Origin of the sequence: Dethiosulfovibrio russensis (genome assembly GCF_021568855.1) — a bacterium.
In the GTDB taxonomy this organism is placed as follows: domain Bacteria; phylum Synergistota; class Synergistia; order Synergistales; family Dethiosulfovibrionaceae; genus Dethiosulfovibrio; species Dethiosulfovibrio russensis.
Genome location: NZ_JAKGUG010000002.1, coordinates 315,900 through 341,719 on the forward strand (window position 1 = coordinate 315,900; position 25,820 = coordinate 341,719).

A 25,820-nucleotide genomic window follows, 5' to 3' on the forward strand; every position below is an offset into this window, starting at 1 on the left:
GAGATTGGACAAAGGCCTGGGAAAAAGAGGGTCTTAGAAAAGGAATACACAGAGGTCGCAGAGAGGGAATGGAAAAGGGCATCGAAAAGGGCATCGAAAAAGGCAGACAGGAAGGGTTACGTAAGGCTCTTGCTCGTACCGCAATGAGGATGATCGAAAAGGGCATGGATCTCGAAACCATCAGTGAATTGACCGGTCTGGACATCGATAAAGTAAGAGATATGAGCCAAAACCCCGATAGGTACAGAGCCGAAACGGACGGATAATTTTATGGTGAAGAAATAGGAGGCCCGATCGGGCCTCCTATTTTTACGCATTATCCGACAGATTGTACAGTCGATTTGCTCAGGTAACCGATATCAAGTTTCCAGAGGTTCCCTTAGTGTCTTCTTCTAACCATCAAAGGGAGAATCCCGACGATAAAAAGGATACCCAAGCTGCCAAATGAGCCTGTGGAGCAGCCTCCGGAACTATTCTCTACGGGGATAACGACGTTCACTACGTTGTCTTCCGGTGAATCCCCTTCGTTTGGAATTATCTTCATGTAAATCATGCTGGGAACCGAGGCGTCGAATGCATGGGCTATCACCAACGAATAATCCTCGCCGGGCTGGATGCCTGATATTATGGGATTTGCAAAAGCACTGCCTCCCTTGGCAGGATCACCGTCGTACAGGAAGAGGGATATATTCCCCTTACTGATAACCCCTTCGTTTTTGACGCCTCCACGAAAAACGACGACTTCCCCAGGTTCAAAGAAAGCTCCGTTGCTAGGTAAGTTGTCTAGCTTAAGATGAAGAGCAGTTAGGTTTTGGTTTATATCCTCCTCAGGTATCCCCATTTCCTCTATTTCCTTATTGGGGTCTTTGGCCAAACAGACATCGTACCAACCTTGGTTGTTATCGTAGCTCTGTTTGTAAGCTCTAAGAGGAAGCTCTTTTACGCTGTCTTTGCCTGAGTTTACTGAAACCCGTATCTTGTAGTTACCGGCCTCCATCCCCGATGTGTTCCACTGTATCGTAGCCCAGTCCCAATTGGCTTTTTCTTTATCTCCCCAACGGGAAATGGCGGGGGTCCGTACCGTCCCTATGGAGATCGGCTTTCCATCGGGGTTGTAGCGAACGGCCTCAAAACTAACCTCCACAGGAGGGCAGTCTACCAAGCTTAGGTTATGGACCCTGAGGGCTATTGTTACGGTGTCTCCAAGTGTAAGGAATTTACCAAGGTCCGCTCCCTTATCGTTGCGGAAGAAGATGCCTCGAATCTTTCTGGCATCGGGATTGCTACTCGAGGTATCCTTCCATTTCCAGCCTTTTTCCTCGTATTGCCACATACGAGGAAGGTTTAAAGAGGGATCGGGCTTTCCGCTGTACAGCCCCTCCCACGCCGTCTTTCCGGCGATATTTCCCACCGTGTGGACGGTCTTCAGGATGCCGCCTTCGGTTCGATACATCATTGGAGTGACTGAGTACCCCAAGGGAGAGGATATGGAAGGGACTCGGACATCGAAAGCGTTTTTCTTGCTCACCGAGGTCTTGGAGGTTTCGGTCGTATCGGTCCTTTTATCCTTATGGAAGGTCCCCTTTATGGTCGTCTCCGCCTTTACGGCGAGATATTTTGCCTTGGCCGTAACCTGAACCGCCACATCTCCACCCATTTTGTTGCTGACGGCCTTCAGGCTATCTTTGGAGCTTTGACTTTTCCACTCTATGCTTCTTCTGGAACTGTTCCCTCCGCCGACGTCCAGGACGACCAGACTGGAGAGAAGGTCTTTGTCCTTCAGATCCTCTATCTGAGCCATGTAGGACGGATAGGACAGAACGCTGCCGTTCATATGGACCGGATGATACCAGTCTACGTTTCGACCTGCCATAAAGTGTATAGCTTGGCTCTCGGCCCTGGAATCGGGAATGACCATCTGGTAGTAGGTGGGCTTCTTTTCCGAGAGCCCTTCTACCTCGCTCATCCATCCCAGCACGGGATAGCGCCATATATCTATCCTGTGGGATCGATACAGGACAAAGTCGTCCCGTTCGGTCTTTCCGGCTAGAGAGGCAGTCATGGAGGAGAATTCTTTCGCTATATCCTGTTGTTTTTCTTTAGTAGATCTTTCGTACGTCGCTTTAACCGAAACGCCGACCTTAGCGACTCCGAGATTGATCCCCACCTTGGTCTTGGAGCTTATCGATCCACCGATATTGTTCGCAACCGTAAGGGTATTGGTGGTTTCCTTGGATTTCTCCTCGCTCTCGGAGTACTGAACGTAGAGATCGTCTTGTCTGGTGTAGTTAACGACCTTCCCGGAACTATCGGGATCGATATGCTTGGGAGGTTCGTCGAGGAATAGGATAGGCGTAACGTTATCTTCCAGTACTATGTGCGTCGGGTAACCGAGCAACATGCTGTCTTTGTCGAGGTCCCCCACCAATATCTGGCTGTGCCTGAGAGCTCCAGATGGATATTCAACCATGGATTTCTGGCTAATACTTCCGTTTTGGAGCGTCACCAGATATATCGTATTGCCTAAGGTCAGGACAGCTTGAGCCCTGTTCTTGCCGGACGCCGAAGGGCACATGGATCCGGTGAAGCTGCCTATTTTGAGATGGACCTCGTCTCCGCCGTGAGACCTATCGAATTCAGATGCGCCGGAGAAACCGGGGGATCCATCGTTCTTATGGTATACCCCGACAAGTACGGCCTGGCTAGGACTGGTGGGATTGACGGTGAAAAGAATCTCGTCCTTACCTGTTCCTCCCATATCGCCGGCGATAGCTCGGACAGGATCGGGATTGCCATCCCACAACCTCCCTGCGAAATCTCTGGAAAACCTCGTGTCCACGGAGAAAACGGCCTTACCATCCTTTATCTCTACGTTCATAAGGCGGGTTTCTCTAGCCTTGTTCGGGGAGATAGACGGTCTAAAGACGCAGAAGACCTTTGCCTTCTCGTTTCCGTCCCAGTCGGGCAACGCTATGTCGAATAAACTTGAACCATAGAGACCCTTGGAAGGAGTTACGTCAAGATAATAGGATCCCAGGATGTTGAGAGCCTTGATCTTTCCCTCCGAGTCGACCTGAGCGTTAAAGAGAGCTACGACGTACTTGCCGTCGGCGGAGACGTACATCGCACCTATTTCGCTCTTACCGTCGTGGTCCAAGTCCCCGGTGGTTATCCGAAGACCGGATTTATCGCTGACCTCGGGCAGACCGGTTCCATCGAAAACGACAGGGTCCCCATTTTCCACAGCTAAGGCGACGATACAAGGTTGGCTGTCGGATCTGCGATATCCGAACACGAGCTCGGTGGCCCTGTTCCCGTCGATATCTCCGGCAACCGCCACAACTCCGGTGCCATCGCCGGACAGCTTATGGCGAGAGAGCTCCGTCCCATATCCGTTGACGGAGTCGATAGGTGCCAGGGAGAAGGTCAGATCGTTCCAGACCTGGGCCAAGAATTGGCCGTTGGTACTGTCTCTTATAAGGACAGCGGCATCGCCGATTTTGCCTTCCAGAAGTTGTGGTTTCTTCGACCACGACTCTCTCTTATCCTTCAAATCGGACCATTCCACCCTGTTGCCATTGTCGTCAGAGACTATGTTCGGTAGAAACACGTCGCTGATAACGTCGTTGTCGTCGTTTTTATTCTGAGACAAGATAACCATTTCTTGGTCCAGAAGAAGGAGCGGTGCAGCGGCAAAAGGATCGGTATTGCCCGGTGGATCTGCTGCCAGAGATGGACCTGTAAACGTCGCGATAAACGCTAATACCAACGCTAAACGAGCCCAAGCCGACCAGGCTCCGTATCTTTTAGATAATTTCAAACCTACTCCCTCCAAACAAAGTAAACTTAGTTTCTAAAATAAAGACTATTATACCCCTTAGGAAAATACGTGTCTCTGATGACGTCTGATCTTTTTGCATCAAAATATCGAGGAGAATCGTTCAAAGGAAGACGGCTAAGCCTTTCAAGGAAACGTGAGATCTGTGCTGGTTCATAGATGAGCCCCTTCGTTTATTTCATTCAAGGCTTTATACTTATAAAAGAGTCGATGTAAATAGCGGATGGGGGGGGCTGTCTTGGTTTTTCGTCTACTTAGCGTTTTTATTTTGGTTTTATCTCTTTTTGTACACTCTGGCCCTTCTTTCTCGGCGGAAGGGCTGCCACTGCCGAGTCTGGCGGAGTTGGAGACAATGGTTAGTCAGGGGCCGGAGGTTCTCGCTGCCCTGCACGCCCTCGCCAGGGACGAACATCTGGAGAGGTCCGTTCTCCAGGAGATGGGGCCGAAGCTATTCGCCGGGGTCAACTACGGCTACAGCCACGAACCGGCCTCGGAGACGTCGGAGGAGAAGATCTCCTATGGAAAGCTGACCTTCAGGGCCGGAGTCACGTTTCCCATCCTGGGAACCTGGAACAGGGAGAAGATAGGTCTGCTACAGGCTAAGCTTCGTTCTATGGAGGGTCGTATCTCCGCCGAGAGGGTCACGGAGGTTAATGTGACGGCCCTTAGAAAGGCCTATATAGTTCTCTGGGGCGAGATCGGCAAGAGAAAGCTCATGGATGCCTTTCTGGCGGACAGGGAGAAAGTGGAGGCTGCTCTGGCGGACAGGACCCAGGACGGTCTGCTGTTGGAATCGGACAGGTTGGAGTTCTCCTCCGCCTACGATTTGGTATTGAGGGATCGGATAGCCTCTCGAAGGACTCAGGCTCAGGCAGTTCAGTTTATAAGGGAGGCCACCGGTCGTTCCTGGACCGTGGGAGACGAGGTCATGAAGCCGACACTGCCGGACTGGGACGGAAATGGCTTTGGAGAGCTTCTGTCGGTGAAGCATCTGGCCGGAGTTCGCTACCAGGAAGCACGGGAACAACTCTATCGAAGGATTCTAGGTCTGTCGGAAAGGTTGGGCAGAGAGGGGTCCGTCGAGATAGGTGTTACCACCGGACGGGACTTCCCCGGGGCAACTGGAGCGGGGGCCTATGTAGGGGTGAACGTGTTGGAGCCTTTTGGAAGCTTGAGATCCGACGAGGACGAGACCTTTCTGGCCGCCAGTTCCGATCTTGAACGCCGCCGGGCGGAGGACCTTCTGGATCGTATAAGGCTGGACGGCGAGCTTATAGACTCCCAGTATCTTCTGGAGTACGCCCTGGGATCGGTTCGCTTCGGGGTCACCAGGGCCAGAGGGGCGGCCGAGGCGGTCAGACAGAACGGACTCAGGTACGGTCGTATCTCCGGTGACACACTGGAAGCCCTCCAGAGAAGCCGTTACGATTATCTGAGAGCAGCTTTGGACCTCATGGACGCCCAGCTTCTGGCGTTGCAGGCACTGGTGGAGATGGGACGGTTCGTTCCCTCCGCCCCGGAGGAGAGGGCCTATCCCCTGAGGCTGTTCGAGGAAAACAGTGATATTCTGGACCCCTCCTGGCTGGGCGACGGCCCTAAAACGATCGAAAGCAGGGCTGTCCCGAGACCGGTCGAGATCACCCCTAAGACCGATGCGGCTAAAAAACCCTCGGCGTCGGTCTACGTCTGGCGGGCCGAACCTCTTTTAAACAGTCTAACCAGAGGCTCCGAGCTCGATCGTTTGATAAAAGAGGGATTCGACAGGGTGCTCCTTTCCTTCAATTCAGGCGAGGTCAGGGCTTTTAAGAAAAGCGAAGGGGCCAGAGCCTCCCTCAGGGCCTTGCTCAAGGCTTCCGATGGCAGGGGAGTGAGGATGGACCTTCTGTTGGGGGATCCGAGCTGGATTCTTCCGGAGCACAGGGTTGAGCTGGCAAATCTGGTGAGGTTTTTCGCCCCGTTCGAGTTCGACGGACTCCATCTCGACCTGGAGCCCGACTCCATACCGGGAGCGGCGAGCAGACGGAGAGAGCTGGCCGGAGAGCTGATCAGGACCCTGGAGTTGATAGACGGCGTTACCGATCTGCCCATATCCCTGTCGGTACATCCCAGGTATCTCGAGGGAGATCTAAGGTCGTTTTTCGGCCCTGAGCTGGCAAAGCTGAACCCGGAGGAGGTGGCGGTGATGCTCTATTCCACCGACGCCGAGCTGGTGGTCCGGAGGTTCGGGGCCATATTGAGAGCAAACGGAGATCTCCATATCTCTCTGGCCCAGAGCATAGAGAAGGTTCTCTCCACGAAGGAAAGCTACGGTTCCCTGGGTAGATCCGCCATGTGGAGCCGACTTTCCTACTACGACGAGCTTTTCGACCGCTCGAATTTCCGGGGATTCGTCGTCCAGGCGTGGCTGGATTATAAGGAGGCGGTACGATGAAGGTCACCTTTTCTCCCAAGAAGAGCAAGGACCCCAACAGAGAGGGGGATATAAAGGTAGAGTACGCTCCGGCCAGAAGGGCTTTTCCCCGGTGGCGTTGGTACTTCGTGGTTTTACTGGTGTCCTCTCCGCTTCTGTTTTTCTTCTTCAAGGTCGGGTTAGGCTTTCTCTGGGCCTCCTCTCCGGGAGTCGTCTTCATGGAAAAGGTATCGGTCAACTGCCCCAGGCCGGGGTTGGTGACTGAGCTACCGGTTCTGAGAGGGCAGCAGCTCTCGTCGGGTGATCTCATCGCCAAGGTCGTCGAACCGTTGCTGGAGGCCCGCAAGGCTCCTCTTGTAGCGGAGAGACGGGCCATATTGGCCCAGGTACCTCAGTTGGCTCAGGAAGGTTCTTTAAAGAAGAGCCTGGCTCTGGCTGGAAAGGTGCTCGATGGAGAGAGGGATGTTTTAAGTCAGGTGCAGTGGCTTTTCGAAAGAGGGGCCGCCACCAGGGCGGAGCTGAACGAGGCTCGGGGCAGGGTTGTCAGGGCCGAGGGAGATGTCATAAGGGCTCAGGCGGATCTGGAGGTGGCCTCCGCGGCGGTCGACAGCCCTCAAAACGCCGTTAGGCTGGCCCAGATAGAGGCGGAGCTAGGGGCCATGGAGGAGAGCCAGGGGGAACAGATAACTCTTTCCCCTATACCGGGCGTAGTCCTGGATCTGTACGCCGAAGAAGGACAGACGGTGGCTCAGGGGGCTCCTATAGCCACTTTAGGGGACCCCGACTCCGTGTCGGTGGTTGCTTTCGTCGATCCAAGATATCTCAGCATGATCGACCTGGAATCTCCGGCGAGGGTAAGGTTTCCCGGAGGGACCGTCATGGAGGCCGATCCAGAAGGCAGACCGGTCATCGCCGGGCCTCTGCCCTCCGCCCTGGCCGAGCCGTTTTCCGAGGGTAAGCAGACCGTTCAGGTCTACCTTAAGACCGATTCTACCATACCCTTGAATCTGATGGTGGAGGGACTCCCTGTGAAGATTCACTGGGGATTCCGTCTTCCCTGGAGGTGATCCGTATGGACAGACCTAAATTGATCCGTCTGGTGGCCGACGGTGAAGGGGCCTTGATCTCGTCGTCCCTTCTGGTCGATTTGGACGATCCCTATGAAATTCCGTCGGCTCTGATAAACGGCGACTACGGAGGTCTGGTATTGGATCTGGACCTGGAAGAGTCGGCATTGGTGTCGATGCTGACGGAGGTTCGCAAGGAGCCCGCCACCTCTTGGCTTCCGGTGCTGTGTTCCTCCGCGCTTCACGGCGATCTGGTCTATCTGACCGACGGTGTGGTTGCCACGACGGAGGAGGCTATCGGAGTCGTCACGGAGATGAGGCGGAGAGTCTCCGAGATAGATCTCGATGCCCTGAGCCAAGGCAGAGAGTACAGGTTGTTGGGGTATCTCTACGGCAGAACCTCCGACATATGGCCGGTACTTCGGCCGACTTCACACGACCTGTACGTCTATCCCGACGCCGATTTCCTCGGCGGAGAGGGAGATTCGGCTCGTTGGCTCAGGAATATGAGGGAGCGAGGGCTTGTCGGTAACGGCACACTGGTGGACAGGATCAGAAGGTGTCCCAGCTGCGAGGGGGCGAGACTCAACTATGTCGACGTATGTCCCGGTTGCGGCAGCATCGACATAGCGGCCAAGGAGTTCACCCACTGCTTTACCTGCGGAAGAGTGGCCCCTACTGAGGAATTTCTCCGTGGACACTCCCTCCAATGTCCTTTCTGCAGCACCATGTTGAGGCATCTGGGGTCGGACTACGACCACCCTCTGGAGAGCTTCGTCTGCAACGATTGCGGGCTTCGATTCATAGAGGCCGATGTGGTTGTGGATTGCCTCGACTGTCGAACCAGGTCCAAGCCGGAGGATTTGCTGATAGACTCCATCCACAGCTATCGTCTGACCGAGAAGGGCCGCTCCGCCGCCAAGGTCGGCTCCATCGACGACGTCTACGCCCTGTTGGATCGGCTGAACTACGTGGTGCCGGCCTATTTCGACCAGTTTCTGGACTGGCTGATAATGCTCAATCGGCGGTACCCCGACGAGGTTTTCTCTTTGCTGGGAATTCGCTTCTTTAATATAGTAGAGATGTCCGAGTCTATAGGAAGACAGCGAACCTCACAGCTCATGGATTCCCTGGCCGGAAGGCTCAGACAGCTTATAAGGGGGACCGACGTGTCCACCAGGAACGGAACGGGGATTCTCTGGCTCCTGCTTCCCAGGACCGACAGAGAGGGAGCCTCGATTTTGGAGGAGCGGATTTTGGCTCTGGCGGACGAGGTGGTGGTGGAGGGGGTTCCCAAGCCTCGTTTTTGCTCCTCTCTTTTCTCCGTATCGGAGGATCTGCTCGAGGGGGACACGGCGGCCCTCGTCCTCGCCAGGTTGTCCGGAGATCTGGAGGGAAGCTGACTTGAACGTGCCGGAGCCCCTTTTCAGGGCGGTATCTCTTTTCCTGGATGCCCCTCTTTCGCCGGAGACATGGCAGGTTCTCCTCAAGTTCATCCCTTTCGTGCTGTTTCTGGAGATGCCGGTCTACATAATGATAATCCTCGGGGTGCTGAAACATTGTCTCGAACGGATGTACCAGGTTCCCTGGCGGAGCGACTACTATCCGTCGGTGTCCTGTCTCGTGACATGCTATAGCGAGGGAGATGCGGTTAAACATACCATAAGGTCTCTGGCCCGTCAGATATACCCGGGCAGGATTCAGATAATACCCATAGTGGACGGAGCGGCGTTGAACGGGGAGACGTTCAGGGCGGCCAAGTCGATGGAGTCGGCTGTGGCGAGGTTGTCCAACCGATCCCTTCAGGTGGTCCCCAAGTGGCAAAGAGGCGGCAGGGTATCCGCTCTCAACACCGGGATGAACTTCGCCGACGGAGAGATCGTAATGGCCCTCGACGGTGACACCTCCTTCGACAACGATATGGTGGAGCGGGCCACCAGACACTTCGAGGACCGGTCGGTGGGATGCGTGTCCGGTTGTCTCAGGGTCCGAAACGCTCGGAGCGGCCTGGTGACGAGGCTTCAGGCAATAGAGTATTTTCTCTCCATACAGGCGGCCAAGACGGGACTGAGCGCTCTCGGCGTGGTGAACAATATCTCCGGCGCCTTCGGGGTGTTTCGCAGATCCGTGTTGGATCTCATAGGGGGCTGGGACGCCGGTACCGCCGAGGATCTGGACCTGACCCTCAGGGTGAAGAATTATTTCGGTCGTTACGACGGTTTCAGGATTATATTCGACCCGGAGGCCATGGGGTTCACCGATGTGCCCGATACTTTCAGGGATTTTTTCAAGCAGAGGCTGAGGTGGGACGGAGACCTGTCGTTTCTGTATTTCAGAAAACACTGGAGGAGCTTTTCTCCCAAACTGGTGGGGTGGAAGAACTTTCTCGCCCTTCTCTGGACGGGACTGCTCTTTCAGGTGGTGATGCCCCTTCTCATAGTCTGTTACACAGCCTATCTTTTCGTGGCCTATCCTCTGTCCTTCGCAGTGTGGATAACCGTTTTGGTATACCTCTTCTACCTGGCTGTGACGGCAGTGATGTTCCTCCTCTTCGTCCTTCTCCTGTCGGAGAGACCGAAAGAGGATCTGGCGACGATGCCCTGGATAGTGCTAAGCCCCCTTTTCGCCTTCGCCTGTAGGGTATACGGTGCTTTCGCCACCCTATGGGAGCTTTTGGGAAGAGGTCACAGGGACACCAACATGGCCCCATGGTGGGTCACCAAAAAGAGCAAATTCTAGAGGATGAACGGCTATGCCGTTTCGGAAAGGACATAGTATAAATGAGCGAACTGGACATCATACAACCCAGACTGGCGGTACTTATAGACGCCGACAACGCCAGGCCGTCGATCACCGAGCCTTTGCTGGCGGAGGTGGCCAAGTACGGAGTGGCGAGCGTCAAGCGCATCTACGGCGACTGGACCACCCCTAATCTCGGAGGCTGGAAGACCGTTCTGCTGGAGCACTCGATCCAGCCGATACAGCAATTTCGCTACACCGTGGGGAAGAACGCCACCGACAGCGCCATGATAATAGACGCCATGGACCTACTCTTCACCAACCGTTTCGACGGATTCTGTCTCGTGTCCAGCGACAGCGACTTTACCAGGCTGGCCGCCAGGATAAGGGAGGCAGGGCTGATGGTCTACGGTTTCGGCGAGAAGAAGACCCCGAAGCCCTTCGTGTCGGCCTGCGACAAATTCATCTACACCGAGGTCATATCGGTGAACAAGGAAGACTCCCCCTCGGCGATAAAGAGAAAGACCACCGACGAGCTCAAGGGAGATACCCAACTCGTGAACCTGCTTCGATCCGCTTTGGAGGCGGCGTCGGACGACACTGGATGGGCCCAGCTGGGAACGGTGGGTAGCAACATAGCCAAGCAGTCTCCCGAGTTCGACCCCAGAAACTACGGCTACGGCAAGCTGGGAGAGCTGGCCTTCGCCATAGGTATATTCGATGTGGACGAGAGGGTCCAGAGCGACGGCCATTCCCGGGTGATATACATCAGAAACAAGCCCAAGAGCAGAAAAGTCGCCCGTAGAACCACTAACGGGAACGGCAACGGAGGTAACGGTAGAAAGACCAGAAAAAAGGCCCAGTAAGGTTTGAGTGAGGAGGGAGCCGCATATGAAGTTCGTCGCGTTCGAATCTGGAGGAGTTACGGGGATCGGGGTCATTACGGCAGACGACGGTGCCGTTTTGGACCTCAGGTCCGCTCTGCCCGACCGGGAGTATAGGGACATGCAGGATTTCATAGAGAGGTCCTCCGAGAGGGAGATAGAGTTTCTTAGAAAGGCCATCGAGTCTCCGGACCGTTTCGGGCCTCTATCTCTGGATAAGGTCCGGATGCTCCCTCCAATAGCCAGACCGATCCACGACGTGCTCTGCGTCGGGGTCAACTACAGGGATCATCTGGAGGAGACCAAGGGAGAGATGAAGGACTTCGCCGATCCCTCCGCCCCGGTGTTCTTCACCAAGAGGGCGATCCGAATCATTGGGGACGGCGAGCCAATAGAGGCCCGTCTCGATCTGGACGATCAGCTGGACTACGAGGTCGAGCTGGCCGTCATAATAGGCAAGGCCGGTGTAGATATACCGGCGGAGAGGGTCGAGGAGCACGTCTTCGGTTATTCCGTGCTCGACGACCTCTCCTCCCGCAGGCTTCAGAAAAGACACGTCCAGTGGTTCCGGGGCAAGAGCCTGGATACCTACACAGCCATGGGACCGGTCATACTCCATAAATCGGCCCTGCCCTTTCCAGTGAAGGTGGACGTCAGAAGCTACGTCAACGACGAGCTTCGCCAGAGTTCCAACACCGCCATGTTCATCCGCGATATACCGGCCCTGGTTTCGGAGATCTCCGCCGGGATGACTCTGGAACCGGGGGACATAATAGCCACGGGCACCCCGGCGGGGGTGGGAATGGGTTTCTCCCCTCAGAGGTTCATGAAGAGAGGGGACACGGTGGTCTGCGAGATCCCTCCCATAGGGCGGCTGGTCAACAGGGTGGAGTGACCTGAAGGTCCTTCAGATGGTCCATCCGGACGACTCCTCCTGGATGGACCATAGCCGGGCATAGAGACCCTTCTTCTCCAGCAGCTCCTTATGAGTTCCGGACTCAACCATCTCGCCCTGGTCCAGGACCACTATGGAATCGGCCCGGCAGATGGTCTTTAGCCTGTGAGCTACCACCACGACGGTCCGCCCCTTTATCAGGGTGTCGATGGCCTTCTGGATGTCCAGCTCGTTCTCCGGGTCCAGAGATGCCGTAGCCTCGTCCAGCAGGACCACCGGGGCGTCCTTCAGAAAGGCCCTGGCTATGGAGATCCTCTGTTTCTCCCCTCCCGAAAGGGTGCAGCCTCCCTCTCCAACCATGGTATCGTAGCCGTCTGGCAGTTTTGTTATGAAATCGTGGCAGCACGCCCTCTTTGCCGCCTCCACGACCTCTTCCCTGGTAGCTCCCTCGCGGCCGAAGGCTATGTTGTTTGCCACCGTGTCCTGGAACAGATAGACGTCCTGGAAAACCATGGAGATCCTTCCCATCAGGGCCTCCGGGTCCATCTCCTTCACGTTCTTGCCTCCGAAGAGAACCCGCCCCGAGTCGGGATCGTGGAACCGGGCCATCAGTTTCAAGGTTGTGCTCTTGCCGCTTCCGGAGGGGCCCACCAGGGCTGTGAGGGATCCCTCCGGAACGGACAGTGACAGGTCCTTCAACACCGGCGATTCGCCGTAGCCGAAGTTCACCTGGTCCAGCCGTATGGAGTGGTTCTGAGGAGGGACCTTCGTCCCGGTCATAACTGGCTCGGATCGGAGTTTCAGTATCCTCTCTCCAGCCTGTTCGGCGTAGCGCAGTTCGGCGTAGTTTATCAGGGCCGTCGAGAGAGGGTCGAACACCCTGGAGCCAACCACCAGGAAGGTTACGAAGACCATCGGGTTCAGGGTTCCCTCGGCCATCAGCCACACTCCTGTGATGACCATTATGGTCAGACCAGTCCTGGCGCAGGCTATGGCGGACATCACTATGGGCCCGGCGCCTCCCTCCAGGCGAATGCTCTCCTTCATGAGGTCCCTGAAGGATCTCTCCAGGCGCTGAAACCGCCCTCCGGTAAGGTTATATGCTTTAATCACCCTGATTCCGTAGAGATATTCCTGAAGCCTGTTGGCGGCGGATATCTTGGCCCTCATGTGTCTGGCACCCATCAGGCGGATGAACCTGGTAGCCCCTACAAGTATCACCAATCCTATGGGCAGAGGGGCGAACATGGCCAGTGCCATTCGCCAGTCCAGAAACCAGAGTCCCGCGAAGGCCATCAGAGGCAGCACCAGAGCCCCCACAAGCTGAGGCACGAAATGGGACACTGCCTGTTCCAGCAGGGCGAAGTCTCCCATTATCATGTTGGCCATGTCTCCGGGGTCGCGGCTGAACAGATATCCCAGAGGCAGCTTTCTGAGGTGCTCGGCCAGAGCGGCCCGTCCCTTGGCGGAGGCGGAGTAGGCACTTCTGTAGCATGTCCGGTAGGCCGGGATCTCCGCTGCGAATATCAGCAGGGCGTAGGCTGCCAGACCTATGCAGACCTTCCACAGCCCGCCGATGTCCAGGGTGCCGTTTGGGCCGAATCCCTCGAAAAGGATCCCTATGGCTCCCAGGGCCATGACGAAGGGGCCCACGTTTACGACGTCCGACAGCACCGTGAAGGAGATGGGTTTTATCAGCTTCCCCGGAGCTCCGGCGGTTATGTTCTCGAAAAATCTCATCATATCGCCTCCGCCTTTGCCGGTCTCTCCATGCCCCACTCCCTGGCGCTGGTGTGGGCGGTCCACATCCTTTCGTAGACCCCTCGGTTTTCCAGAAGTTCCCTGTGGGTTCCCTCCTCGGACAGAGTTCCACCGTCCAGGACCACTATATGGTCGGCTTCTTTTATGGTGGACAGCCTGTGGGCTATCACTATGACCGTCTTGTCCTTTATCAGGCTCTTGAGCGCCATCTGCATTCTGTGTTCGTTCTCCGGATCGGCGAAGGCCGTGGCCTCGTCTAGCACCAGTATCGGAGAGTTTTTCAATATGGCTCTGGCGACCGCCACCCTCTGTTCCTCTCCGCCGGACAGATACACTCCGCCCTCTCCTATGAGGGTGTCGTACCCGTTGGGAAGCCTCTCTATGAAATCGTGACACTGGGCGGCCCTGGCGGCGGCGTGGACCTCCTCTTCCGTGGCGTCGGGTCTTCCGACCAGTATGTTTTGATACAGCGAGTCGAAGAACAGGAAGGTGTCCTGGAAAACGAAGGAGACTCTGTCCATCAGGTCCTCGGTCCTCATCTCCCTCACGTCGACCCCGCCTATCTTTATCGATCCGGAGTCGACGTCCCAGAATCGGGGGATCAGGTTGGCTGCGGTGGACTTGCCCGACCCGGACGGTCCAACCAGGGCAGTGACCTCTTTCTCGTTGGCCGAGAAGGACAGCCCGCTCAGGGCATCTATCCTGGTGGATTCGTCCTCCGATCCGTAGGAGAAGGATACGTTCTCGAATGCTACGTCGTGTCCTTCAGGCAGGGCCGGTCGGGCCGGTTCGGAAACGGCGGGTTGGTCCAGTATGTCGTCTATTCTGTTGACCCCCTCGGTGATCTGTCTAAGAGTGGCGGACAGATGCATCATCTTGTAGAGAGGTGCGGTCAGTCCGGGGATCATTATTATCGAGAAGAGCACCGTCAGACCCGTGGAACGGCCCCCTCCTCTGGAGAGGAGCAGCACCCCTACGGGAAGCACGAAGGCCAGCAGTGACGTCAGTATGGTCTTGAATAGGATGTAGCCGTTTTGGAATGAGTCGGTCCAGTCCGTTACCAGACGGCAGTAGTCCATCATGTCTCCGTAGAACTTGCGGAAGGAGTGGACGGTCCGGCCGAATATCTTGACCGCCGGCATGCCCCTGACGTACTGTACAGCCGAGCCGTTGATCCTCTCGAGAGAGTCGTAGTAGGCTTTTATGAGGGTCTGGCCTCTTGAGCCTATCATCATGTAGCTCTGGACGAAGAAGGCCAGCAGGGCCGCTCCCGTCGTAGCTCCGGCTATCCAGGGGTTCAGTGAGAAAAGAGCCGCCGCCATCACCGCCGCCGTTGCCAGTACGCTCACCAGGTCCGGTATCTTGTGGGCGACGAAGTTCTCTATCTTCTCCACGTTCTGCTCCAGGGTCTTCTTCACCGCTCCGGTGGACGTTCGGGACAGATACCCGAGGTGGAGTTTTCCTATATGTTCCGCCAGCTTTACCCTGAGGCCGTAGAGGATCCTGAACGCCGCCACGTGAGAGGCCATGTAGCCTGTATAGAGGAAGACCATGGAGGCCAGTACCCCGGCCAGGGCCGTGAAACCCCAGAACCTCATGGCCTGGCCGTCCAGGCTCGAAGGATCGCCCCAGTGGACCATCAGCTCCTCCAGTATTTTGTAGACCGAAAGATAGGGGGTCAGAGCTAGTATGGCGCTCACAACCGACAGAACGCCGGAAAGCACCAGAAGCCCTTTTTTTTCTCCGGCTATCTCCATAAGTCGGACCATGCCCTTTTTTCTCATACGTTTCGTCTCCTTTCCGTCGACTCCGGCTTGAAGCGAAGGCGAACTATGTGGCACGAGGTCATCCTCTTAAGCTTTGGGATGTACTTGAAGGCCCTCATCCAGCGCCACCGGGATCCGCCGTAGTCGTAGAAGTTCCACTTGCCTGCGACCTCTATCGACCGGGACCAGCTTGCCATCGTCCCCGGGTCTTCCGGGCCCCATAAAAACTCGGGGGTCTCGTCGATCTTGGACAGGGAGTCGTGCCATCTCGCCTTTCCCACCACGCAGGGAGCGGTGGACTCCAGCAGCATCTCTCCTTTAGGAAAGCGGTTCGCCAGCTCCACAAGGAGGGATCGTACCTTTTCTTCCGGAAAGTACATCAGAAGTCCCTCTGCTATGAAAAGCACCGGCTCATTCCGGGTCTCCACTTCGTCCATCCAGGAGAAGTCGAAAACCGAGCGGGCTATGAATCGTCTGCTGTCCGTCTCCCGAAAGAACCTCCGTCTGGTCTCTATTCCCTCAGGCAGGTCCAGGTCGTACCACCATGCGGAGTTCTTTCCGAGCCGCTCCATTCTGGAACTCAGCCCCGCACCGAGCTCAACGACGGTTCCGTTAGGGTAGTTTCGGAGAAAACGCTTGGTCTCGCGATCCAGTATCATCGATCTTATCGCGACACCTACCTGAGATTTCCAGCACCCTTCGAAAGTCGAGAAATCGTAGTCGATGGCCTTCATCATCTTTACCGCCTTGGGATCTTTCAATAGCGGTCTTTTCATGCCGGTTTCCTTCGCCTTGGCCCAGAGGGTTATCAGCATAGTCCTGGGTAGAGCCGACATATCCTTTCCCATGGGAAAATCGCCTCCCTTCAACCCCGAATCTACGGGGTCAGTCCTTTCAATATGATGGCGGTTATCTGCTCGAGATAGTCGTCGTCCTTCACCTCGCTGTAGCTGCCCTGTCTTACGTGTTCCTCCATGTGTCCGTGAAATTCCCACCACACGTGCACCGTTCCGCACACCATCGCCGTGATCGTGAGGGGCGACACGTCGTTTCTTATCTCGCCACGACTTTGGGCCTCCTTGATGGACGATTCGTACCAGTGGTGGATATCCTCCTCGCCGCCCCAGGGGGCGTCGTCTCCCTCCAGCCTTCCCCAGTTGGCCATTCGGACCATCCTGGGGTTGTCTATATAGAAGGAGAAGGCCACCTTTATCATGTCCGAGACGAACTCCGGCCCCGCCCCGACGGGAACCGGCTTGGGTTGAAGCCTATCCCTCCATCGATCGACTATCCCGTCCTTGACGGCCTCGTACAGTCCCTCCTTGTTCTGAAAGTGAAACAGTATCAACGGTCCTGAGGCCCCGCTTTTTCTGGATATCTCGCTTATCGTGGCGCCTGCGAAGCCCTTATCGGCGAAAACCTCCTCCGCCGCGGTCAATATGGCCCTCTTCGTCCCCTCCGGGTCTCTGGCAGCTTTTCCCTCTCTCATAGTTAGAAACACCTCACTTACTTATCGATCAGTAAGTTAGTTCATATAAACAAAAATGTCAAGAGGCAAAGAGCCCGTTCCCGCTCAAACGGCTGTACGAGACCTCTCGTTGAGGATATAATCTCTATTCGGTTGTGTAATTTTATCGGGGTCGGAATAAGACGAGCTATTGGATAGGGTGTATCTGAAGAAATAAAAAAATGAAGTTTTCGAGGTGGTCGTCTGTGAGAAGGTTTCTTAACAGGTCGTTTCTTTTAAGGGTCTGTCTGCCGGTGATCCTGATAGCCGGGGTCGTGGCTTTCAAGCCGTCCAGAGATTGGATAAAACAGGTTTTCTTGATGTTTCAGCTTTTGGACGTGAACCTTATTCGGGGATATATACTGTCGTTCGGAATCTGGGCTCCGGTTATGTCCTTTTTCCTCATGGTGTTTCAGTCGGTTATAGCTCCTCTTCCGGCGTTTCTGATAACCTTCGCCAACGCCGGGCTTTTCGGTTGGTGGAAGGGGGCTATCCTGTCCTGGGTCAGTGCCATGGCCGGTGCGGCTCTGTGTTTCTTCATAGCCAAATGGTATGGCAGAGGCCCGGTTGAGCGTCTCACATCCAAGGCTGGGCTCGAAGGGGTAGACCGCTTCTTCGAACGCTACGGCAACTACGCTGTTTTCGTAGCGAGGCTCCTTCCCTTCGTGTCCTTCGATATCGTAAGCTACGGGGCCGGACTGACCTCCATGAAGTTCTGGCCGTTTTTCCTGGCCACCGGATTAGGGCAGCTGCCGGCCACCGTAGTCTACTCTTACGTCGGGGGGATGTTGACCGAGGGGACGAGGCGTTTCGTCCTGGCCCTTTCCCTGCTTTTCGTCTTGACCGCTTTGGTCTCTCTGTGGAAAAAGATCTATAGGGATCGCAGGGAATCGGAAAGTTGCGTCGATCTATCCTCGGGAGCAGGAGATCGATAGACGCTATTTCTCTATCGGCATGTCCTCGTTTCCGCCCCATTCGTAGATGGATCCCTCGTAGTTTCTCACCCGCTCAAAGCCGACGGCTCTGAGAACCGAGGTAACGTACCCCGATCTTATGCCCATCGTTCAGTAAACGGTGAAGGAATCCTGCGGAGTCAGTCCGAATCTCTCTTTCATGATGGACTTTATTTCCTCCGTCGATTTGGTGCTGCCGTCTTTGTTCAGTATGTCCAGCCACAGCATCCACTCGGATCCGGCTATGTGGCCCCCTCTCGGTTCTCCGGCGTTGGTGCTGCCGTCGAACTCCTTTTTGGTCCTGGTATCGATGATGAGTTCCTTTCCCAAGGAGCTGTACACCTGGTCCATGGTGGTGTACCAGGACGGATCGTATTCGTGAAGGGTGAGTGGGCCTTCGTTCGACGGAGAGGGTTTCGTCACCTTTCTCGTCAGGTCGTATCCCAGCGAACGGTAGAGGGGCAGTCCGCCGTAGAGGAGTTTGACGTTCTTCATCCCGGCCATCTTCAACTGCCAGAAGTTGCGTCCGTCCGCTCCGGGGCCCTTGAACATGTCGGAATATAAAACCACTGTGGAATCGTCGTTTACTCCCAGTTCTCTCAATTTGTTCTCCAGACGATCTATTGGAAGGGAGGTTCCCCAACCGGGGTCGCCCGGTCTTCCTACCGTTTTTGAGAGGAAGTGAAAACCGATGTTTACCGCTCCCGGAATGTGTCCCTTCCGGTATACCTTCGGATTGTTCCCGTCCAACAGGACCAGCTTGGGGTCGCCTAACATCGAATGGAGCTTCTGCGGCGTGATGAAGTACTCGGGGTGGACGAATCCGGAAAGATCCGGCTCTCCGCCCCAAGCGGTCGCCGAGATGGTCAGCATGCATAACGCGAACCACACTCGGAGAAGAGTTTGCTTCATTTAAGTAACTCCTTTCATATTAAGGTGCTATCATCATGCGATCCCTACGAAAAGGGATTATACACATTATAACCTGTGGTGACCAGGGTTGCCGTGTGGATCGGAGGAGGTCGAAAGTTGAAGTTGAACGAGGCCGTTTGCCCGGAATTACGGGTTTTCGCCGATAAATGTGTCGATTGCGGACTGTGTCTCAAGGGATGCATTATGTCCGACCAGTTGGAAGAGGGGCCGGGGAAGGTAGTATCGCATTTTCTTAAAAACGGCGTGATCGAGGACGACTGGGCCTTCCGTTGTTCCCTTTGCGGCTACTGTTCCAGCGTCTGTCCCGTAGAAGCGGACCTAAGGTCCGTCATGACCGCCCTCAGAAAGAGGGCCTGTGCAAAGCCGTCCTTAAAAATGAGAAAGCTTTTCGCCGGGGTCCTCGCGTTTCAGTTTATGGCGGCCTGGGAACATATGGGAACGCCTCCGGTCTTCCCGAAGGGTAAGGGGCGTAGGCTGTTTTTCCCGGGGTGCGCCTTGGCGTCCTCCGATCCGGAGCTGGTGCTGATGACCTGGAGGGAGCTTCGTTCCCTGGATTCCGACATGGGCATCATGGTCGGTTGCTGCGGAACTCCCGCCGCGTCTCTCGGGCGAGACGACGTTGCCGAAGGGATAAGGTCCGGGCTGGCTAAAACCCTGAGATCCTCCGGAGTGGATGAGATCGTGGTGGCCTGTCCGAACTGTCTGAAGGCCCTGTCGAGCCTTCCCGTGAAGGTGTCGTCCATATGGGGTTGCCTGGGGGATACCCCCTCCCTGTCCGGCTCTCGACATGCCGAGTTGGAGGAAGCCATGTTCCACTCTCCCTGTCCCCTCAGGGACGACGAGAAGGAATTGGCCGAGGTCGAGAGGCTGGCGGAAGAGGTCTGCCCGTCCATACGTACCGATCCCTACGGTTCGAAAGGCGGACTTTGCTGCGGGGCGGGGGGAATGGTTCCCATCGTCCATCCTGAGGCTCTGTCGTCCTGGTCCGAGAGGATTTCCCGCTACAGACGTGATGGGGAGACCGTGGTCTGCTGCTGTCAGAGCTGTGTGGACTCTTTAGGGGGAGGCAACTCCGACGTGGTTCATCTCCTGAGGTTGCTGCTGGGCGGTGCTTCGCCGCCTCCTCCTACGGGATTGTCCAGATGGACCAACCGCAGGAAACTGAGAAGGGCGATACTCGACGACGTAAAATGATTTTTTTAACTTTAGCGTATTATTTTTTATCGGAGGGGTTCTGAATGACTTGGAAAATAGCGTCTAAAACAGGGGAAATACTGAAAAAGGGCTCGGACGGCTCGGGAATCGACAGGGACGAGGCTCTTTATCTGATGGCTCTTCCCTTGAGATCCAAGGACACCTACGCCTTGATGGAAGCTGCCGATACCCTCTCCAGGGAGACCTTCGGCAACAAGGGGGAGAATCACTTCCACATAGGGCTGAACGTGGCTCCCTGTCCTCTCAACTGTAGTTTTTGCTCCCTGACCGTGAAGGCCGGGATCTTCAAGGAGTCTATAGACTTCTCCGACGATCAGATTCTGGAGTGGGCGAGATACGGCGAATCCCGCAAGGCCGATTCACTGAACCTCATGACCACCGGAAACTTCCCCATGGAACGGCTCCTTCACGTAGGCAGGCTCCTTCGGGACAACGTCGACGTTCCCCTGGTGGCCAACACCAGAGACATAACTCACGAGGAGGGAGAGGCCCTTCTTGAGGCCGGTTTCGTAGGGGCATACCACGCGGTGCGGCTGGGTGAGGGCAGGGATACCCCTCTAAAAAGGGATAAGAGAATCGAGACCATCAAGGTCCTCAAAGACGTGGGACTGAGATGGATGAACTGTGTCGAGCCTGTGGGGCCGGAGCATGAGGCGGAGGAGATAGTCGACCTTATGTTTTTGGCGAGAGAATACGAGGCCACCTACAGCGGAGTAATGAGGAGGGTCAACTTTCCCGGTTCTCCCATGGAGAAATACGGCATGATAACCGAGAGGGAGATGTCCAGGATGGTGGCGGTGTCCCGGCTGGTGATGGGAACCGTTCCGAAGGCCCACTGCACCCACGAGCCCAACTCTCTTTCTCTGATAGCCGGGGGCAATCTCCTCTTTCCCGAGGTGGGGTCCAGCCCCAGAGACGGGGAGGCCGACACGGGCAAGGGAAGGGGAAACACCGTCGAAAACTGCGCTCGTATCCACCTGGAGACCGGATGGGATCCGACCGTAAAATCGAACTGTTTCGCCTAAAGGGCATATCTAAAAACGCTACTCCTCGGAGAGGTCGTTTCGGCGGAGCCCGTTCGAGCCCGTATTTCCGAATCTGCCGTCGTGTAGTACCGATGGGGCGACAGGACGTCGCCCCAAGCCGAGGGGGCACAGGACGTGCCCTCCGAGGCGGTCGGTGCGAAACAGGCGGATCGGAAATACGTTTGGGCGAGACAGGGCGGAGACGAAACGACCTCTCCGAGGAAACTCGGGCGTGAGTTTTTTTAGATACCGAAAGGATGTGTCGAGATGAAAAAGCTGGCCTTTTCGATTCTGCTGTGTCTCTGTTTTGCGGCGGTCTCTTCTGCGAAGGAGGCCGTAAGGGTAGGGACCTGGAAAACCGCCCAGACCATACAGCCTTTTTTCTACGGCGATTACGCCTCCGAAGACGTGGAGGTCCTCTCCTTCACCAATCCGGCAGATCAGAAGACGGCTCTTCTGGCGGGAAGTCTCGGCATGTGCGGTACCACCATCGCTCACGCCATTCACTCCGCCTCCATGGGGCAGCCGGTCGTTCTGGTGGCCTCCCTCTGCAACAGGTGTTCCGCCCTGGTGGTGGGAAAGGACGGCCCTGTAGAGGAGATCTCTCAGCTCAGAGGTAAAAGGATAGGCTACGTTCCCGGGACGATGCACGAGATACTGTTGCGAGAGGCCCTTACCCGTAACGGGCTGTCCCCGGATAAGGACGTCAGCCTGGTCAGGATAGACTTCTTCGACATGGGAACCGCCCTCGCCCGAGGGAGTATAGACGCCTTTCTGTCCGGAGAGCCCTTCCCCACCCTCGCCCTTGACGATGGATACGGCCGTGTTCTGTCCTATCCCTATTACGACGACAGCGTGGGAACCATAAACGCCGGAATGTTGATCACGGAGAGGCTCATAGAGGAAGATCCCGACATGGTGATGGACCTGGTGAGGGCTCACGTCAGGGCGACTGAGTTTTTAAGGTCCAATCCCGACGTATGGCTGAAAAAAGCGGTCTCCTTCGGAACGGAAAGACGGATACTGGAGAAGGCTTCGGCCAACATAGAGCTCTCCTGGGACATGGACGACGCCTTCGTGGAGAGGGTCAAGGCACTCGGCGCCAGGATGGAGGAGCTTCACGTCATAGACCGCCAGCCCGATTACGAAAGGCTTTTCGACCTCTCCTTCGTTCGCAGGGTCAAGGAGGAGATGGGGCTTTGACCAAAAGGTCCCGGGCCTCTGTTTTTCTGCCCTGGATCGTTCCGATATGTCTTCTGGGCGCCTGGTTCTGGGTATGCCGCACCGGAATAGTCCCGACTTATCTGCTGCCCGACCCTATGGACATAGGGAAATCCGCTTTGGTCTACCTTTTCGGCGAGGTCGGATCCGCCCCATACGCCGGGAGATTCGTAGCCGATCTATCGGCCAGCACCGGGAGGGTCGCCATGGGATTCGCCGCGGCGGTCGTCTTCGGGATACCTATGGGCGTGGTCTCAGGCAGGGTCCCGATCGTCAGGAGCCTGTTGGGAACCACTGTAAACGGACTCCGTTCCGTGCCGGGAATAAGCTGGCTGCCTCTGGCCATGGTGTGGTTCGGCGTGGGCATGAAGACTACCGTCTTCCTGGTGGCCTTGGCGTCGTTTTTCCCCGTGTACGTCAACACCGCCATAGGAGCGGGGAACGTCGATTTCATACTCTATCAGGTAGGTGCCACCATGGGAGTCGGCAGGATAAGGGGCGTTTTCGACATACTGCTGCCCGCCGCCATGCCCCAGATAATGAGCGGCCTCAGGTTGGGGCTTGGAACCTCCTGGGCGTATCTGGTTCTGGGGGAGCTGACCGGAGTTCCCTTCGGCCTGGGTGCCCTCATAATGGACGCCAGGATGATGGGAAGGATAGACATGATAATAGTCGGCATAGTGGTCATAGCCGCTATGGGAAGGTTGAGCGATCTGTTGCTGTCTTCGGCCATGAGGTTTTTCTTCCGCTCGGCCCGGAGGATGGCGTGAGCCGCCTGAAAGGGAGGGGGCCGGCCGCTCTGTCGGTTCGAGGGATTTCCAAGGCCTTTCTGGAAAAGAACGGCGAGCTTGAGGTGCTCTCGGACGTGAGCTTCGATATAGAAAAAGGCGAGCTGGTCTGCGTTTTGGGCCCGAGCGGTTGCGGAAAGAGCACTCTGTTGAAGATAGTGGCGGGCCTTGAATCTCCCGACCGGGGAGACGTGTCGGTGGATGGTCGGACAGTCTCGGGGCCGGGACTGGACAGATGCGTTGTCTTTCAGGAAGACGCCCTCTTTCCCTGGCTTACGGTGGCGGAGAACGTGGCCTTCGGGGCGAAGGGAAGGATGGCCAAGTCGGAGCTGAGGTCCGAGGTGAATCGGCATCTCGAGATGACCGGACTGTCCCGTTTCGCCGACTACCTTCCCAGAGAGATATCCGGTGGCATGAAGCAAAGGGTCGCTCTGGCCAGGGTCCTGATACTGAAGCCCAAGGTCCTGCTGATGGACGAGCCCTTCGGCGCCCTGGACGCTCAGACCAGGGAGGCCATGCAGGAATTGCTTCTTTCCCTTATAGAGGACCATTCCTACACCGTGATGTTCATAACCCACGACGTGGGAGAGGCCGCCGCCATAGCCGATCGGGTGATCGTGATGGATAGATCTCCGGGCGGGATCAAGGCATTCTTGTCCACCGATGGTCTCGATCCGACAGAGGTTAGATCCGAGTTGCGGTCGATCATGAAGGATCGGTGACGGCGGTACCGTTGGCGTCTCGTGAGTCGATTTGTCGGAGGTGATTTCGTTGGACCGAGTTGTAGCTTTCGTCAAATGGCCCGAGCCGGGAAAGGCCAAGACCAGGCTTATTCCTGCTTTGGGAGCCAATGGCGCGTCGGATCTCCATCGTCGAATGGCGGAGAGGACCCTGTCTTCCATAATGCGTGGAGCTAGGATGGCGAAATGTTCCTCGGAAATAAGGTCCACCGGATCGGATCCCGAACGCTTTCGCAGGTGGCTAGGCGAGGATCTTTCCGTCAGGGACCAGGGTGACGGCGACCTGGGAAGAAGGATGGAGCTTTCGGTTTTGGACGCCCTCGAGGAAGGCGTTAAAAAGGTGCTGATCGTGGGAACCGACTGTCCCGACATGGATCCGTCTTTTATACCCAAGGTCATGAGGTCGCTAGACGATTATCCCGTAGTGATGGGACCGGCCTCCGACGGAGGATATTACTGTCTCGGCATAAATCTCGACTCCGCCGGAAAGAGGGCCTGTAAACTTTTTAGTGGAATTCCCTGGAGTTCCGAAAGGACGGGTCGAGCCACGTTGGAGAAGGCCCGTTCCCTGGCCCTCGAGGTGGCCAGCCTTCCGGTTTTGAGCGACGTTGACAGGCCGGAGGACCTGGCCGTATGGAAGCGGGCCCGTAGAAAGATCTCAGTGGTGATACCGACCCTGAACGAAAAGGACTCTGTCTCCCGTGCGGTACGTTCCGCCCTGGGAGCTATGGACGTGGAGGTCATAGTCTCCGACGGAGGCAGCACCGACGGCACGGTGGAAGCGGCCGAGCTGTGCGGCGCAAGGGTGGTTCGGTCTTCTCGGGGAAGGGCTGCTCAGATGAACGCGGGGGCCGAAGCCGCCTCGGGAGATATTCTGCTGTTTCTGCACGGCGACAGCGTCCTTCCCTGGGGATACGGCGGATCGGTCCGTAGGGTTTTGAGCGACGAAAGGGTTTCTCTAGGCGCCTTCTCCCTTCGTATAGGGCTGTGCGGCGAGCTGAAAGACCCCGAGTTCCGCTCATCGATGGCGACTATCTCCTTCTGGGCCAACGCCAGGTCCAGGTGGCTGTCTCTGCCCTATGGAGACCAGGGCCTTTTCCTTCGCAGGTCGGTTTTTCTCGACCTGGGGGGCTTTCCCGAGATGCCTCTGCTGGAGGACGTGTCGCTGGTGAGGTCCGCCTCGAGGGTCGGGAAGGTGACGACCCTTCCGGAGGTGGTCCGTACCTCCGTCCGCCGCTGGAAAAGGCTGGGCGTGGCCAGGACCTCCTTGCGCAATTTCATGATAATGCTCGCTTGGGGAATGGGAATCCCTCCGTCAAGGTTGGCGGCCTGGTACAGGGCCGGAAGTTCCATAAAAGGGGGTTCGTAACGATGAAGGATAACTCCAGGGTGAGGCTTGCTATCGCAATCGGAGGGCTGTTGACCCTGTTCGTGGTCTTTCGGATGTGCGGCATAGACAAAAGCTGGTTTACCGAGGAACACCTTCGTTCGTTCGGGCCGATGGCTCCGGCGGTGTTCACCGCCATGTTCGCCGTGGCTGTGATTCTGGCCGTTCCAGGCGGGCCTATAACGATCCTGGCTGGCAGCCTTTTCGGCGTGTTTCAAGGAACCGTCGTGGTCTCCGCAGGGTCTACACTGGGAGCGGCGGCGGCCTTTCTGATAGCCCGATACGCGGCCAGGGATCAGGTCTCCCGATGGCTGGCCCGAAACCCTAGATTCGTGAAGCTGGACGACATGATTCGAGAGAAGGGTTTCTTCGTCATTGCGATAGTGAGGCTCATCCCTCTTTTTCCCTTCAACCTGGTGAACTACGGTATGGGGCTGACCTCGGTCTCTTTCGGATATTACGTGCTGATGTCGTGGCTGTGCATGCTTCCGGGGACGGTCCTCTACGTGGCCGGAGGGGACGTCTTCAAAAGGGCTCTGACGGAGGGGTGCGTACCCTGGCGGACCGTCAGCCTCTGCGTGGTGATACTGATATGCCTGACGGCGGGCTATCTCGGCCTCAGAGGTTCGCTGAGCGAAAAGAGGGGAGAATAACGGAAGAAGGCGGCCCGGTCTCCCCGGCGCCGTGGTGG

21 protein-coding genes and 1 pseudogene are annotated in these 25,820 nt (G+C 56.4%); 15 read left to right on the top strand and 7 right to left on the bottom strand.

From position 1 onward, the window contains the following. A pseudogene (locus L2W48_RS03285) lies at window positions 1-266 on the top strand (hypothetical protein); the annotation flags it as partial. 113 nt (window positions 267-379) lie between these two features. On the opposite strand, the gene L2W48_RS03290 reads toward L2W48_RS03285, so the two are convergent. Beyond that, entirely contained in the window at window positions 380-3,820 is a 3,441-nt protein-coding gene (locus tag L2W48_RS03290) for a hypothetical protein (protein WP_236099208.1), read from the bottom strand. Between the two features lie 370 nt (window positions 3,821-4,190). Here L2W48_RS03290 and L2W48_RS03295 point away from each other — a divergent pair, with 370 nt between their 5' ends. The 6 genes from L2W48_RS03295 to L2W48_RS03320 are packed head-to-tail and all read left to right on the top strand — an operon-like array spanning window position 4,191 to window position 11,833. Further along, window positions 4,191-6,269, top strand: a complete 2,079-nt coding sequence (locus tag L2W48_RS03295; protein ID WP_236114989.1) for a TolC family protein — start codon at window positions 4,191-4,193, stop codon at window positions 6,267-6,269. Beyond that, window positions 6,266-7,315 (top strand): HlyD family secretion protein, encoded by a 1,050-nt coding sequence (locus L2W48_RS03300; RefSeq protein WP_236099206.1) that lies wholly within the window; start codon window positions 6,266-6,268, stop codon window positions 7,313-7,315. The genes L2W48_RS03295 and L2W48_RS03300 overlap by 4 nt, the downstream gene beginning before the upstream one ends. 5 nt (window positions 7,316-7,320) lie before the next feature. Beyond that, window positions 7,321-8,718, top strand: coding sequence for a TackOD1 domain-containing metal-binding protein (locus L2W48_RS03305; protein WP_236099205.1), 1,398 nt, complete (start codon window positions 7,321-7,323; stop codon window positions 8,716-8,718). A 7-nt stretch (window positions 8,719-8,725) separates the two neighbouring features. After that, entirely contained in the window at window positions 8,726-10,054 is a 1,329-nt protein-coding gene (locus L2W48_RS03310) for a glycosyltransferase family 2 protein (RefSeq protein ID WP_236099261.1), read from the top strand. 41 nt (window positions 10,055-10,095) lie between these two features. Continuing rightward, window positions 10,096-10,920 (top strand): NYN domain-containing protein, encoded by an 825-nt coding sequence (locus tag L2W48_RS03315; protein ID WP_236099204.1) that lies wholly within the window; start codon window positions 10,096-10,098, stop codon window positions 10,918-10,920. Between the two features lie 25 nt (window positions 10,921-10,945). Then, window positions 10,946-11,833 carry a fumarylacetoacetate hydrolase family protein gene (locus tag L2W48_RS03320; RefSeq protein WP_236099203.1) on the top strand — a complete coding sequence of 296 codons (888 nt, stop codon included), beginning with the start codon at window positions 10,946-10,948 and terminating at the stop codon, window positions 11,831-11,833. Window positions 11,834-11,845: 12 nt separating this feature from the next. Here the strand turns inward: L2W48_RS03320 and L2W48_RS03325 are convergent, their stop codons facing one another. Genes L2W48_RS03325 through L2W48_RS03340 form a run of 4 tightly spaced genes read right to left on the bottom strand, consistent with a single transcriptional unit; the run spans window position 11,846 to window position 16,849 of the window. Continuing rightward, window positions 11,846-13,576, bottom strand: a complete 1,731-nt coding sequence (locus tag L2W48_RS03325) for an ABC transporter ATP-binding protein (RefSeq protein WP_236116498.1) — start codon at window positions 13,574-13,576, stop codon at window positions 11,846-11,848. Next, window positions 13,573-15,378 carry an ABC transporter ATP-binding protein gene (locus L2W48_RS03330; RefSeq protein ID WP_236099201.1) on the bottom strand — a complete coding sequence of 602 codons (1,806 nt, stop codon included), beginning with the start codon at window positions 15,376-15,378 and terminating at the stop codon, window positions 13,573-13,575. Before L2W48_RS03330 ends, L2W48_RS03325 begins: the two co-directional genes overlap by 4 nt. Next, on the bottom strand, window positions 15,375-16,208 hold the full coding sequence (locus tag L2W48_RS03335) for a class I SAM-dependent methyltransferase (protein ID WP_236099200.1): 834 nt from the start codon (window positions 16,206-16,208) through the stop codon (window positions 15,375-15,377). The genes L2W48_RS03330 and L2W48_RS03335 overlap by 4 nt, the downstream gene beginning before the upstream one ends. 29 nt (window positions 16,209-16,237) lie before the next feature. Then, the gene (locus L2W48_RS03340) at window positions 16,238-16,849 is read right to left on the bottom strand and encodes a TetR/AcrR family transcriptional regulator (protein WP_236099199.1); all 612 of its coding nucleotides are present in this window, start codon (window positions 16,847-16,849) and stop codon (window positions 16,238-16,240) included. 224 nt (window positions 16,850-17,073) lie between these two features. Here L2W48_RS03340 and L2W48_RS03345 point away from each other — a divergent pair, with 224 nt between their 5' ends. Continuing rightward, window positions 17,074-17,802, top strand: a complete 729-nt coding sequence (locus tag L2W48_RS03345; RefSeq protein WP_236099198.1) for a TVP38/TMEM64 family protein — start codon at window positions 17,074-17,076, stop codon at window positions 17,800-17,802. 3 nt (window positions 17,803-17,805) lie between these two features. Here the strand turns inward: L2W48_RS03345 and L2W48_RS12995 are convergent, their stop codons facing one another. Further along, window positions 17,806-17,928 (bottom strand): hypothetical protein, encoded by a 123-nt coding sequence (locus tag L2W48_RS12995; protein WP_255700374.1) that lies wholly within the window; start codon window positions 17,926-17,928, stop codon window positions 17,806-17,808. A gap of 3 nt (window positions 17,929-17,931) precedes the next feature. Then, a complete protein-coding gene (locus L2W48_RS03350; RefSeq protein ID WP_236099197.1) occupies window positions 17,932-18,732 on the bottom strand; it encodes a sulfurtransferase in 801 nt (266 codons plus the stop codon). Window positions 18,733-18,849: 117 nt separating this feature from the next. On the opposite strand from L2W48_RS03350, the gene L2W48_RS03355 reads away from it, so the two are divergent. From L2W48_RS03355 to L2W48_RS03385, 7 genes are all read left to right on the top strand, one after another. Continuing rightward, a complete protein-coding gene (locus L2W48_RS03355) occupies window positions 18,850-19,947 on the top strand; it encodes a heterodisulfide reductase-related iron-sulfur binding cluster (RefSeq protein WP_236099196.1) in 1,098 nt (365 codons plus the stop codon). Between the two features lie 44 nt (window positions 19,948-19,991). After that, window positions 19,992-20,993 carry a biotin synthase BioB gene (locus L2W48_RS03360; RefSeq protein ID WP_236099195.1) on the top strand — a complete coding sequence of 334 codons (1,002 nt, stop codon included), beginning with the start codon at window positions 19,992-19,994 and terminating at the stop codon, window positions 20,991-20,993. Between the two features lie 267 nt (window positions 20,994-21,260). Continuing rightward, on the top strand, window positions 21,261-22,196 hold the full coding sequence (locus L2W48_RS03365) for an ABC transporter substrate-binding protein (RefSeq protein WP_236099194.1): 936 nt from the start codon (window positions 21,261-21,263) through the stop codon (window positions 22,194-22,196). Further along, window positions 22,193-22,984, top strand: coding sequence for an ABC transporter permease (locus L2W48_RS03370; protein ID WP_236099193.1), 792 nt, complete (start codon window positions 22,193-22,195; stop codon window positions 22,982-22,984). Before L2W48_RS03365 ends, L2W48_RS03370 begins: the two co-directional genes overlap by 4 nt. After that, window positions 22,981-23,724, top strand: coding sequence for an ABC transporter ATP-binding protein (locus L2W48_RS03375; RefSeq protein ID WP_236099192.1), 744 nt, complete (start codon window positions 22,981-22,983; stop codon window positions 23,722-23,724). Before L2W48_RS03370 ends, L2W48_RS03375 begins: the two co-directional genes overlap by 4 nt. 49 nt (window positions 23,725-23,773) lie before the next feature. Further along, window positions 23,774-25,111 carry a TIGR04283 family arsenosugar biosynthesis glycosyltransferase gene (locus L2W48_RS03380; protein ID WP_236099191.1) on the top strand — a complete coding sequence of 446 codons (1,338 nt, stop codon included), beginning with the start codon at window positions 23,774-23,776 and terminating at the stop codon, window positions 25,109-25,111. A 2-nt stretch (window positions 25,112-25,113) separates the two neighbouring features. Then, window positions 25,114-25,782 carry a TVP38/TMEM64 family protein gene (locus L2W48_RS03385; protein WP_236099190.1) on the top strand — a complete coding sequence of 223 codons (669 nt, stop codon included), beginning with the start codon at window positions 25,114-25,116 and terminating at the stop codon, window positions 25,780-25,782. The last annotated feature ends 38 nt before the right edge of the window (window positions 25,783-25,820 follow it).

What these genes read in the sequence shown, in the direction of transcription:
- L2W48_RS03385 (WP_236099190.1), top strand. Translation starts at nt 25,114, where the DNA reads ATGAAGGATAACTCCAGGGTGAGGCTTGCTATCGCAATCGGAGGGCTG.
- L2W48_RS03315 (WP_236099204.1), top strand. Translation starts at nt 10,096, where the DNA reads ATGAGCGAACTGGACATCATACAACCCAGACTGGCGGTACTTATAGAC.
- L2W48_RS03325 (WP_236116498.1), bottom strand. Translation starts at nt 13,576, where the DNA reads ATGATGAGATTTTTCGAGAACATAACCGCCGGAGCTCCGGGGAAGCTG.
- L2W48_RS03330 (WP_236099201.1), bottom strand. Translation starts at nt 15,378, where the DNA reads ATGAGAAAAAAGGGCATGGTCCGACTTATGGAGATAGCCGGAGAAAAA.
- L2W48_RS03305 (WP_236099205.1), top strand. Translation starts at nt 7,321, where the DNA reads ATGGACAGACCTAAATTGATCCGTCTGGTGGCCGACGGTGAAGGGGCC.
- L2W48_RS03335 (WP_236099200.1), bottom strand. Translation starts at nt 16,208, where the DNA reads ATGGGAAAGGATATGTCGGCTCTACCCAGGACTATGCTGATAACCCTC.
- L2W48_RS03295 (WP_236114989.1), top strand. Translation starts at nt 4,191, where the DNA reads ATGGTTAGTCAGGGGCCGGAGGTTCTCGCTGCCCTGCACGCCCTCGCC.
- L2W48_RS03365 (WP_236099194.1), top strand. Translation starts at nt 21,261, where the DNA reads ATGAAAAAGCTGGCCTTTTCGATTCTGCTGTGTCTCTGTTTTGCGGCG.
- L2W48_RS03360 (WP_236099195.1), top strand. Translation starts at nt 19,992, where the DNA reads ATGACTTGGAAAATAGCGTCTAAAACAGGGGAAATACTGAAAAAGGGC.
- L2W48_RS12995 (WP_255700374.1), bottom strand. Translation starts at nt 17,928, where the DNA reads ATGGGCATAAGATCGGGGTACGTTACCTCGGTTCTCAGAGCCGTCGGC.
- L2W48_RS03340 (WP_236099199.1), bottom strand. Translation starts at nt 16,849, where the DNA reads ATGAGAGAGGGAAAAGCTGCCAGAGACCCGGAGGGGACGAAGAGGGCC.
- L2W48_RS03300 (WP_236099206.1), top strand. Translation starts at nt 6,266, where the DNA reads ATGAAGGTCACCTTTTCTCCCAAGAAGAGCAAGGACCCCAACAGAGAG.
- L2W48_RS03350 (WP_236099197.1), bottom strand. Translation starts at nt 18,732, where the DNA reads ATGAAGCAAACTCTTCTCCGAGTGTGGTTCGCGTTATGCATGCTGACC.
- L2W48_RS03320 (WP_236099203.1), top strand. Translation starts at nt 10,946, where the DNA reads ATGAAGTTCGTCGCGTTCGAATCTGGAGGAGTTACGGGGATCGGGGTC.